Annotated in this window: 11 protein-coding genes; 4 read left to right on the forward strand and 7 right to left on the reverse strand. The window is 38.3% G+C overall.

All coding sequences use genetic code 11. The features are described from left to right. Positions 1 to 30 precede the first annotated feature (30 nt). Positions 31 to 1,668, reverse strand: a complete 1,638-nt coding sequence (locus tag EGT34_RS02315) for a CTP synthase (protein WP_000148658.1) — start codon at positions 1,666 to 1,668, stop codon at positions 31 to 33. Between the two features lie 223 nt (positions 1,669 to 1,891). Here EGT34_RS02315 and EGT34_RS02320 point away from each other — a divergent pair, with 223 nt between their 5' ends. Together EGT34_RS02320 and EGT34_RS02325 are read left to right on the forward strand one after the other, a co-directional pair. Beyond that, positions 1,892 to 2,380 (forward strand): hypothetical protein, encoded by a 489-nt coding sequence (locus EGT34_RS02320; protein ID WP_001284535.1) that lies wholly within the window; start codon positions 1,892 to 1,894, stop codon positions 2,378 to 2,380. A 235-nt stretch (positions 2,381 to 2,615) separates the two neighbouring features. Beyond that, positions 2,616 to 3,461 (forward strand): metal-dependent hydrolase, encoded by an 846-nt coding sequence (locus EGT34_RS02325; RefSeq protein WP_024437551.1) that lies wholly within the window; start codon positions 2,616 to 2,618, stop codon positions 3,459 to 3,461. Positions 3,462 to 3,514: 53 nt separating this feature from the next. Here EGT34_RS02325 and EGT34_RS02330 read toward each other — a convergent pair whose 3' ends face one another. The 4 genes from EGT34_RS02330 to EGT34_RS02345 all read right to left on the reverse strand — a co-directional run bounded on the left by EGT34_RS02330 (position 3,515) and on the right by EGT34_RS02345 (position 7,886). Then, positions 3,515 to 4,609: a YheT family hydrolase gene (locus tag EGT34_RS02330; protein ID WP_000513044.1), complete on the reverse strand. Its 1,095-nt coding sequence runs from the start codon at positions 4,607 to 4,609 to the stop codon at positions 3,515 to 3,517. 19 nt (positions 4,610 to 4,628) lie between these two features. After that, a complete protein-coding gene (locus EGT34_RS02335) occupies positions 4,629 to 5,345 on the reverse strand; it encodes an SGNH/GDSL hydrolase family protein (RefSeq protein WP_024437552.1) in 717 nt (238 codons plus the stop codon). A gap of 38 nt (positions 5,346 to 5,383) precedes the next feature. Beyond that, the gene (locus EGT34_RS02340; protein WP_000171427.1) at positions 5,384 to 5,791 is read right to left on the reverse strand and encodes a nuclear transport factor 2 family protein; all 408 of its coding nucleotides are present in this window, start codon (positions 5,789 to 5,791) and stop codon (positions 5,384 to 5,386) included. A gap of 70 nt (positions 5,792 to 5,861) precedes the next feature. After that, positions 5,862 to 7,886: an NADPH-dependent 2,4-dienoyl-CoA reductase gene (locus EGT34_RS02345; protein WP_024437553.1), complete on the reverse strand. Its 2,025-nt coding sequence runs from the start codon at positions 7,884 to 7,886 to the stop codon at positions 5,862 to 5,864. A 135-nt stretch (positions 7,887 to 8,021) separates the two neighbouring features. Between EGT34_RS02345 and EGT34_RS02350 the strand changes: the two genes are divergently transcribed. Continuing rightward, entirely contained in the window at positions 8,022 to 8,582 is a 561-nt protein-coding gene (locus EGT34_RS02350; protein ID WP_000056571.1) for a PadR family transcriptional regulator, read from the forward strand. A gap of 2 nt (positions 8,583 to 8,584) precedes the next feature. Continuing rightward, complete coding sequence (locus EGT34_RS02355) at positions 8,585 to 9,502, forward strand: alpha/beta fold hydrolase (RefSeq protein WP_001147222.1); 918 nt, start codon at positions 8,585 to 8,587, stop codon at positions 9,500 to 9,502. Positions 9,503 to 9,548: 46 nt separating this feature from the next. Here EGT34_RS02355 and EGT34_RS02360 read toward each other — a convergent pair whose 3' ends face one another. Together EGT34_RS02360 and EGT34_RS02365 are read right to left on the reverse strand one after the other, a co-directional pair. Continuing rightward, positions 9,549 to 10,604, reverse strand: coding sequence for a 3-deoxy-7-phosphoheptulonate synthase (locus EGT34_RS02360; RefSeq protein WP_024437554.1), 1,056 nt, complete (start codon positions 10,602 to 10,604; stop codon positions 9,549 to 9,551). Between the two features lie 427 nt (positions 10,605 to 11,031). Continuing rightward, a complete protein-coding gene (locus tag EGT34_RS02365; RefSeq protein WP_000904308.1) occupies positions 11,032 to 11,394 on the reverse strand; it encodes a YnfA family protein in 363 nt (120 codons plus the stop codon). Between the last annotated feature and the right edge of the window lie 3 nt (positions 11,395 to 11,397).

The raw sequence follows: 11,397 nt of genomic DNA on the forward strand, positions 1-11,397 counted from the left end.
TAAACTTTCCCAGTTTATTTTAAAATCGCATTACTTACTTTTTTGGTGCTGTGTTTTTGCAGCGTCAATAAAACTAGCAAATAATGGATGTCCATCACGTGGTGAACTTGTAAATTCCGGGTGGAATTGTACAGCAATAAACCAAGGATGTTCAGGAATTTCTACAGTTTCAACTAAATGTTGCGCTGAAGAATAACCAGAAATCTTCATGCCCGCTTGTTCAATCGCTTCAATGAAACGATTATTCATTTCATAACGGTGACGATGACGTTCGGTAATCTCAGCTTTTCCGTAGACTTCACGAGTTTTTGTGCCTTCAACCAATTCTGATTTTTGTGCACCTAAACGCATTGTTCCGCCTAAGTCAGACTCAAGGCTACGCTGTTGTAATTCACCGCGCTCATCTAACCATTCGGTAATTAAACCAATCAATGGATATTTTGTAGAGCGGTTAAATTCTGTAGAAGAAGCTTCTGGCATACCTGCAACATGGCGAGCATATTCAATAACAGCCAACTGCATACCCAAACAGATTCCCAAGAAAGGAATACCATTTTCACGTGCGTATTGAATAGCTTTCATTTTGCCTTCAGTACCACGCTCACCAAAACCACCAGGAACTAAAATCGCATCAGCTGTTTTCAAAATAGAAACATCTTGACTTTCAAGCTCTTCAGCATTGACATAATCAATTTGTACTTTTACGCGATTTTTAATACCAGCATGTAACAATGCTTCGTTTACGGACTTATAAGCATCCGGTAATTCAACATACTTACCGACCATTGCTACACGTACTGTGTATTCTGGGTTAAGTAATGCTTCTACAACATTATCCCAATCAGTTAAGTCAGCTTCCGGTAAATCAGTAAAACCAAAACGTTCACAAATCAGGTCATCTACGTTTTGCTCATAGAAGCCACGTGGAATTTGATAGATCGTTTTCGCATCTTTACACACGACAACCGCACGAGCCTCTACGTTAGTGAATAACGCGATCTTACGTTTAGTGTCTGCATCAACATCATACTCAGTACGACAGATAAGAATATCTGGCTGAATACCGATTGAAAGTAACTCTTTTACAGAGTGCTGAGTTGGTTTGGTTTTTAACTCCGCTGCTGACTTAATATATGGCAACAAAGTTAAATGCATAAGCATGGTACGTTTATGACCAAGCTCAACCATTAACTGACGAACCGACTCCATAAACGGTAAAGATTCGATATCACCTACGGTACCACCGATCTCTACGATAGCAACATCATAGCCTTCGCCCGCGCGGAGTACACGTTCTTTAATATTGTCGGTAATATGAGGAATAACCTGAACTGTACCACCTAAGTAATCACCACGACGCTCTTTATTTAAAACGTCTTGATATACACGACCACTAGTGAAGTTGTTTAGTTTGGTCATTTTCGCGCGACGTAAGAAACGTTCGTAATAACCCAGATCCAGATCTGTTTCTGCACCATCTTCGGTAACAAAAACTTCACCATGCTGGAATGGGCTCATTGTCCCTGGATCGACATTAATATAAGGATCCATTTTAACCATTGTGACTTTTAAGCCACGAGCTTCCAAAAGTGCAGCAACAGAAGCAGCAGAAATACCTTTACCTAGCGATGAAACCACACCACCAGTGACAAAAATAAAATGGGTCATTAAGTTTCTCGTACAATCAAGCCGAAATCGGCCTACAATGTTTGGCAATTTTACTGTACTCTGCCCCTATAAAGCAAAGTCAAACCGCATCAATTCAAAGAACAATAAACAACTGGTTATTCTATCAGCATTTTTAATAAAAAATTAGCTCAATCTGATATGATTTTTTCATCGCTATTTACTGTTATAATGCCAATTCCTCAATTAAATGTTGTTTAGGGCAATGGCAAATAAAAAACTTTTAATCTGTGCTGCAATTGCGGCTGGACTATTGTTAACCGCATGCGTTAAAAAAGAGACACCGAAAGAAGAAGAGCAAGACAAGGTTGAAACTGCTGTTTCAGAACCTCAACCACAGAAGCCTGCAAAATTTGAATCTTTAGAGAGTGTAGATACTCAAGAAGCTCAAGTTCAAGAGCAACCACAAGTTGAAGTTCATCGTGAAGAAACTGCTAACACGACAACTGAAATTCGCCGTGAAACTCGTCCTGCGCGTTCTGATGAATCTTCACAGACACAAGTTGCTGAACAACCTAAATCTGAGACACCAAAAGTAGAACCTAAACCAGAAAAAAAACCTGAGCCTAAAGCTGAACCTAAACCGGAAAAAGCTCAGTCAAAACCAGCTGCTAAGGCAACTGAACCTGCGAACACAGAAGATGATGCCGTTGCTGCTGCTATTGCTGCTGCAACACCAGCACTTAAGAACTAAGCTTCTGTTCAAGAATGCCCAAATTATTTTTTTAATTTGGGCATTTATATAAATAGTCATAATACAAATAAATTTAATTTTATTACTTTTTGTCTTTAAAGCTCTCCTGTCTATCATTTTAGGACAATCTATTTTCAATCATTCGAAATTTATTGACTCCAATCTAGTCTGCTTATAATTTTTATTAACAAGTTCCTTTTTGGAACCTAATCTAAAAGAAGATTGGAGCAAGAAAATGAAAACAGCTTTAAACCGTACACCAGCCTCTTTTCCTGTCCGCCGCATGGACTACAATTTTGAAGATACTCCGCGCTATTGGTGCAATCATGAGCCTTCTCTCACCCACTATTTCACGGGGCTTTCGACTTTATTTCCTGAAGGTGAATCATACTTTGTTAGATCTGTCCGTGCTTTACGAGCTAAAGCTAAAGAGAATGAAATTCTAGACAGAGAAATAGGCGCATTTATTGGTCAAGAAGCAATGCATTCTAAAGAACATCATGCTTTCCATGTCAGTGCACAACAATATGGTTTAAACCCAGAATCACTAGAGAAAGCTACAGGTATTGTTCTTAAAGCTATTGAGAAAGTTTTTAGTAAAAAATGGAATTTATTGGTAACTGTTGGATTAGAACACTATACAGCTGTTCTGGTAGTCAGCATGATGCAATCCGTAAATGAGCTTATGAACGACAACACTATTCGCAACCTATGGTTATGGCACAGTGTAGAAGAAACCGAGCATAAAGCTGTTGCATTCGATTTATATCAACATCTATATGGCAACGGATTAGATGCATATATTCCACGTGTTGGAATTTTTACATTCAGTTTAGTTTTGATTACAGCCTTTTCAACTATTTACCATATTGTTTTAATGAAACGAGATAAGCAACTGACCAATTTCAAAACTTGGCGCAACTTTTTTAAGTTTGCGAGCAAACAATATAAAGTGTTGATTCCTAAATTTCTTGAATACTACCGTTTTGATTTTCACCCTAATCAAACAGATGAAAAAGCTTTAGTTGCCGCTACAAAAGTAAAACTTGGAATAAATGATAGATCACTCCTTTTATCTTAAGGTATAAAAAAATAAAGCCCAAGATCTGGGCTTTATTTATATTCAAAGATTATCTATTTATTATGTTCAATTAAAAAATAATCAGCCATGAGACGTGCTGCCCACGATGTACTGCGCCATCCCTCATAAAATGCACAATGACTTCCTTTTTTCGTTGTCACCACAGCAACATTGCTCATCTGCTGAATTGGCTCTTTATATGGCTCTAAATTTTTAATAGAACATACAGGGTCATCTTCAGCATTCAGAATCATCAAAGGAATTTTAATATTTTCGAACACATAAATCGGGTTAATAGATTTACAGTAAGTCTCATAATCTTCAAAACCTGCCATCTCGAAGTATTCTTTTTCAAATTCTTCCAAATTGGTTGCTGATAAAACTTTCTCTAAAGATGCAATCTGGCTCCATGTATTTTGGTACGGATAAATAAAATACTTGAAGAGCTTCTTAGTCATCATTTTACTGTAAAAAGGATGGACATTTTTAAAACCAATTTCCGTGTTATAGCCCGGACACATCGCAAACGCAGCTTTAAAAGGCGTATCTTCGCCTTGTTCACCCAGATAACGAACTAGCAACCCCGTACCCGCCGAAGAACCTACCGCATATAAATCCGATGCCGGAAATAAACTTTGAATATGGTTAAGTTGTTCTTTTAAATCACTTGTAGAACCAAAAAGAGAAATTTGGGGCACAGGCATTGGCAAACCTGCGTGACCACGGCGCAGGCATAATGCAATTCGCCAGCCTGTGTATTGATTTAAATCACGTACCAATTCACGCATACTCTCAGGTGTACCTGTAATGGTATGCATAATTACAACTGTTGGTGTATCTGGCGGTAAGTTATAGCCATACCAAGCAATTGCGGTAATACCACCATCACTCATAGTGAGTTGATCAATTCGATCATATGCCAACTTTATTGTTTGTTTTCTAATAAGATCAAAATAAAGTAAGTGAACATGACTATTTGTGAGCCAAGGCGTAGGACGATATTTCTGTTTAAGTTGTGGCAACTTATCCAAAATATCTTTTATTTTTCCTTGAGGATGATAATAGACTTTTGGATGCTCAGCGCCCAACACTAAATCGAACAGCTCCGAACCGAAATCTTTAATTTTATTAAAAACAGATATGCCCATATCCAATAACTACCTATGACTATGAGTTAAATGATTGCCGCACTATGGCTGCAACCTGCCGTCCCCAAACTGCGTAAACTTCTTTACTTGGAAGAAAACCGTCACTTGCCATAGGCAAGTTCATGGCTTGAAAAGTTTCAATATCATATTCAAGAAACTTAAAATGGCTTTGTGGTGCTAACCATTGTTGTAATTTTTGATTCATTTGCACTGCATATTGCCCAAACAACCAAGCTAGTGGATTCGGTAAAGCCGGGAAATGTTGCATTGGAGGCACACCGGAAACGATAATCAACTTTGGCTGAAAACGTTTCTGTATATGCTCAAATAATTGCTTCTGTTGTTTAATCCATGATTTAGCAGAGATCAACTTTGTGACATCATTTACACCAATAGATGTCACAATCACATCATACTTCTGCTCTTCTAAATGCTGCAAAGCATTAAAAACTTGTCGAGTTGTATCGCCAGTTTTAGCATGAAGTTTCCACTGTAGGGAAAATTCATTTTGCAGTTCTTGAATAATAGCACCAGACAAGGCATCTTTCTGATTTTCTACACCAACACCTGCTGCGGCAGAATCCCCCAAAATAAGCAGAGATAAAGGTTTACCTTGACCAGCTCTACCTTCTCGTTCACCTTTGGCTTCTGCTAAACGTGGTGTGTTCTTTCGAACTTTATGACCTTGTATGAACAATACGGGTAATAAAAACAATGTTGAAAGTTTTAACCACATTTTTATATACCTCAATACTCTTAGGCTATTTAACAAAATTATTGAGGTTTAAATTGAGCTATTCGTATGCCCATTTGCTCAGCTAATGCAGCTAAACCGCTCATTGGACGAATCATTACTTCAAAATCAACAATTTTACCCTGCTCATTAAAACGAATCATATCAATACCTTTTAATGATTTATCTCCTACATCCGCACTAAACTCCAGCACAACATTTTCACCATCTTCCGTGTAAAATTCTCGATGATAGGTAAAATTCTGAAATACCTGAATTACATTGGTGAGAATAAAGAAAACAACTTGTCTTCCCTCATAAGGTTTATAAGCGACCGGTGAACGGAAAACGACTTCATCTGCCAGCAAATCATTTAAGTTCGATAAGTCATTTGATTGAATCATGTGATGCCACTTTTCTAATGACTGTTTAGTTATTTCGAGTGTCATTTTTATTTTTCCTTCAAATAGGTTTTAGTAATGAGCATTCTCTTACACAAGACAATGCTCATTTAAGTCATTAAATAACCGCTGCTAGTTCAGCACCTTGACGAATAGCACGTTTAGCATCCAACTCACCTGCTTCTTTAGCACCACCAATCAAATGAACATTCTTACCATCTGCTTTTAATTGGTCATACATCGCAGTAAATGATTCTTGGCCCGCGCAAATCACAACATTATCAACCTCAAGTACCGTTGGTTTGCCATCAACAGTAATATGAAGCCCTTGATCATCTACTTTGTCGTATTGCACACCTGCTAACATTTTCACGTTTCTGTTCTTAAGCCCGGTACGGTGAATCCAACCAGTCGTTTTACCCAGCCCTGCGCCTACTGAGGAAGCTTTACGCTGCAACAAATAGATTTCTCGTTCAGAAGCTTCAACTTTTGGCTGCTTTAAACCTCCGACATGTTCATAGTGAGTATCAATACCCCACTCTTCATAAAATTTTTCTGGATTTAAACTGCCACTTTCACCTTCATGGGTTAGGTACTCAGCCGTATCAAAACCAATACCACCCGCACCAATAATGGCAACACGCTGACCTACTGCTACACGCTCTTTAAGCACCTGTAAGTAGCTCAACACTTTTGGATGATCAATACCTTCAAATTGCAATTGACGAGGCGTTACACCAGTTGCAACTACGATTTCATCAAAGTCTGATTGGCTTAACTCTTCATAAGTGGCTGGATGGTTTAATACAAGTTCAATGTTCGGGCGTAATTCAATTTGACGATTGAAATAACGCAATGTTTCGTAGAACTCTTCTTTGCCTGGCACAGTTTTAGCGATATTAAACTGACCACCAATTTGATGACTTGCTTCAAAGATTTTAACTTGGTGTCCACGATCTGCCGCATATACAGCAAAACTTAAACCTGCTGGCCCGGCCCCAATGACGGCAATATTTTTCTGATTATGTGCTTCTTTAAAGATTAGTTCTGTTTCATAACATGCTCGAGGATTAACCAAACATGTTGCAATTTTCATAGAGAAAATGTGGTCGAGACAAGCTTGGTTACAGCCAATACACGTATTAATTTCATCACTACGGTCTTCACTTGCTTTTAAAACAAAATCAGGATCTGCAAGCATTGGACGTGCCATTGAAACCATATCCGCATGACCCGACGCTAATACATGTTCAGCCATTTCTGGTGTATTAATACGGTTCGATGTAATTAATGGAACTGAAACTTCACCTTTTAATTTTTCAGTGACCCAAGTAAATGCAGCTCTTGGAACTTTGGTGGCAATTGTTGGAATACGAGCTTCATGCCAGCCAATACCCGTATTAATGATCGTAGCCCCAGCTTTTTCAATCGCTTTAGCAAGTTGAATAACTTCTTCTAAAGTAGAACCGCCTTCAACCAGATCAAGCATCGATAAACGGTAAATAATAATAAAGTTTTCACCCACTATTTCACGTGTGCGTTTTACGATCTCAACAGGAAAACGAATGCGGTTTTCATAGCTACCACCCCATTCATCATCACGATGGTTTGTTCTGGCTGCAATAAACTCGTTAATTAAATAACCTTCTGAACCCATAATCTCAACGCCGTCATATCCAGCGTATTGAGCAAGCTTCGCACAGTTTGCAAAATCATCAATCGTTTGTTGAACCTCAGCAGAAGTCATTGCCTTAGGCTTAATGGGATTAATAGGTGCCTGAATTGCCGAAGGCGCAACAATCTCTGGCTGATAAGAATATCGGCCCGTATGTAATATTTGTAATGCAATCTTCCCGCCAGCAGCATGTACAGCTTCGGTAATGACTTTATGTTTTTCGGCTTCTTCTGTGCTATCTAACTTAGAAGCATGAGCAAAGGTTAAACCTGCCTGATTAGGTGCAATACCGCCAGTAACAATGAGCCCAACATCACCTTTAGCACGTTCTGCATAAAAAGCTGCCATACGCTCATAACCACCAGGCGCTTCTTCTAGACCAACATGCATAGACCCCATCAATACGCGATTTTTTAATGTCGTAAAACCTAGATCTAATGGTTTTAATAAATGTGGATATAACGACATAACAACTCCTTGGCTTGCTAATCTGCTTGCTTAATGCAACTTGTTGCACAAATTTATAATCAAATTTTGACTTTTATGCAACATGTTGCATAATCTAATGAGTCACACTTTACTTTTGCTTACAAACGGATTGCCATGTCACTTCCTCATGTTTTATTGACCAGTTTACTAGAACGGCCAAGCACGGGCTTTGAACTCGCCCGCCGTTTTGACCGATCTATGGGCTTTTTCTGGAATGCCACACATCAGCAAATTTATCGTGAACTCAATAACATGCTTAAAAAAGGCTGGGTTTCCACTTTAGAAAATGAGATGGATAGTGGCCGAAAAAAAACTTATCAGGTCGAACAACTTGGCCGCATTGAACTCGCTTCATGGATGACGCAGCAAAGCGAACCGGCACAGCTTAGAGATGACTTAATGGTAAGATTGCGCGCTGAGGCGCAATTGGGCAATAATCAAATATTACCCGAACTGTTACGACATCTTGGTCTACACCAAGAAAAGCTTAAGCTTTACCAAACCATTTACGATAAAGATTTTAAAGATAGCGATGATTTGAATAATCGAGTGTTATATATTCATAAAATGATCTTAGAACTCGGCATTACTATGGAAACTGAGTGGATCAAATGGTTGGAACAAGTCATCCCGCAATTAAAACTCTTTGCTCAAGATAATGTATCTGGAGAATAATCATGCCTTATTACACCATGCCCGATCAGGAAAGTTTATTTGTACGCCGTGTTGGTCGTGGTGAACCGGTATTAGTTTTATCCGGTTTAGGTATGCAAAGTTGGCAATGGCTACCTTTTATCTATGCAAATCGTAAAGAATACGAGTTTATTATTCCCGACTGGCGGGGCTTTGGCGGTTCAAAAAATTGTGCAATTCCCGAGCAAGATGCCATATCAAGCCACTGGCAAGATGTTGCTCACTTAATTGAGCAATTAAAATTAGATAAATTTATTTTAATGGGCTACTCAATGGGAGCCACAACTGCAATGCATGGCATGAAACATGCTCATCTAGCTCAGCAGTTAAAGGCCTATTTACATATCGATCAAACGCCTAAAATTTCAGTAGATGCTACATGGCAATATGGGTTATTTGGGCCATTACATGCCCAATTTAAACAATTACTCAATGATATTTATCAGTTATTATCAATCCATAAAAATGCTAAATATCTTTATGAATTATCACTTCCGGACCGTCAAAAGTTGGTGCGTTTGTGGGTAGATTTTATTGAATTGCAAAGTAGCAATCCGTTTAGTCCTTTTGTTTTTAAAACTGCATTAAAACAACCATTTTTACAAAAATATCTTCTTCCGATTCAGCGTTTAGACTACTTATTTTGGTATGTCGAAAATTATCTTTTCCACAACGAAGATTATCGTGAAGCACTTCAGCAATTACAGTGCCCAACAACTTTCTTTATTGGACGCAATTCGACACTCTATCCAGAAACGGGCCAAACCCTGATTGCACATAGTGTCGAACATGCAAAAACAATTTATTTTGAACGTTCAGGCCACACGCCATTATTAACCGAGCCAAAAAAATTCGGGCATGAAATCACTACTTTTTTATCCGAACTTAAACATGCTTCTTAAAAAAAAGGATCTGCTAAAACAGATCCCTTTTTAAATGTTTACATCATTAAGCCGAATGAGCTAATTCACTTGCTTTTAATTGTTTAGCAACATTTAACAAAAGCTGTTCAGTTTTATCCCACCCTAAACAACCATCCGTTACCGACTGACCATAAGTCATTTCACATGAAATCTTCTGGTTACCATCAACTAAATGGCTTTCAATCATGACACCCTTTACCTGAGTTTTTAGACGTTCAGCAACTATTTGCCGCAAAACTTCTGGCTGACGTAAAGGATCTTTACCACTGTTGCCATGACTACAGTCAATAACTAAGGCAGGTAGATTTTGTTTGTGCTTTTCTCTAATTGCCTGAATTGAAGCGAAATCATAATTAGGGCCATGATTGGCTCCACGCAAAATCAAGTGTGGCAATGGATTTCCAGCACTCTGAATCACTGAAGGCAAACCTTGCTGATTCATACCTAAAAATTGATGCTCATTTTGTGCAGACTGAATAGCATCTAAAGCAATTTGAATTGAGCCATCCGTACCATTCTTGAAGCCAATACTGTATGGCATATGACTTGAGATTTCACGGTGGATCTGAGACTCACTAGTACGAGCTCCAATTGCACCCCAGGCCAATAAATCATCAAAATAGCCTGTTGCCATTGGGCTTAAAATTTCGCTCGCAATCGGCAAGCCTTTTTCAATAATTTGTAAATATAGCTCACGCGATTTTTCTAAACCTAATTGTAGATTAGATGAACCATCAAGATTTGGGTCATACATAAACCCTTTCCAACCTACTGTTGTACGCGGCTTTTCAATATAAGCACGCATCACAATGAAGATTTGATCTTTTACTTTTTCTTGTAATTTTTGCAATCTATCTGCGTATTCAAGTACAGCAACTGGGTCATGAATTGAACATGGTCCTGTAATAACCATTAAGCGCTGATCTTTGCCAGCAAGAATATTTTGAATAATTTGACGATGTTCTGCAATTTGTCGTGCGAAGGTCTGCACAAGCGGGTATTTAGCTTTTAACTGAACAGGTAAACTAACTGGTGTTTCTTTTGTATTGCTTTGAGTTAGTAAAGTATTTAAGGCATTCATTGGTCTTTTCCTTTGGACTGAAACCTAATCAGTCCGATCATTTATTTGAGCGTTTTGGATCTATTCGTTGGCAAAGGTAGGCAAAAGTAAAACCAATAAAAGTTGCTAAAGTATGAATAAGTCATGTTGTTCATTTTAAAGTCCTCGATTTGAAAAAGATAAAGCATAAAAAAACCTGATCGGGGTTGCCGATCAGGTATTAACTGTGATGGGCAACTCTCGTGCCCGAATACGCTCAGGCAACTATCTAAATTGCCAGAAATAAAAGTAAGCGTTAGAATTCACAGATTGATTTAACATCTTTATCTCAAATATTAAAAAATGTTCCTTAAATCTAAAATACGCATTGTTGATGACTTTGACAAGTATTTTTTGCGAAAAAATTGCTTATTTTTTTCACTTAAAATTTAAATAATCACTCTCAGAATTAACGGATTAATCCTTGGGGCTGTAAAATAATTAAACCTGCTCCGCAAAGCACGATTACGCCACCCAAGATATCCCATCTGGTTAAAGCGACCTGATCTACAAAACGAAGCCACATAAGCGCAGTAAAAATATAAATACCGCCATAGGCTGCATAAATCCGTCCAGAAGCTGCCGGATGCAATGTCAGCAACCAGACAAACACGGCCAAACTCAGAGCTGTAGGTAACCATAGCCACGCAGACTTCCCTTCTTTTAAAATAAGATAAGGAAAGTAACAACCCAAAATCTCAGCAATTGCAGTAATAATAAATAACCCGAACACACTAAATATTCGGGTTATAGAAAGACTATCAATTAACATAAA

The sequence above is a fragment of the Acinetobacter sp. FDAARGOS_558 genome, assembly GCF_003937785.1.
Classification (GTDB): domain Bacteria; phylum Pseudomonadota; class Gammaproteobacteria; order Pseudomonadales; family Moraxellaceae; genus Acinetobacter; species Acinetobacter baumannii.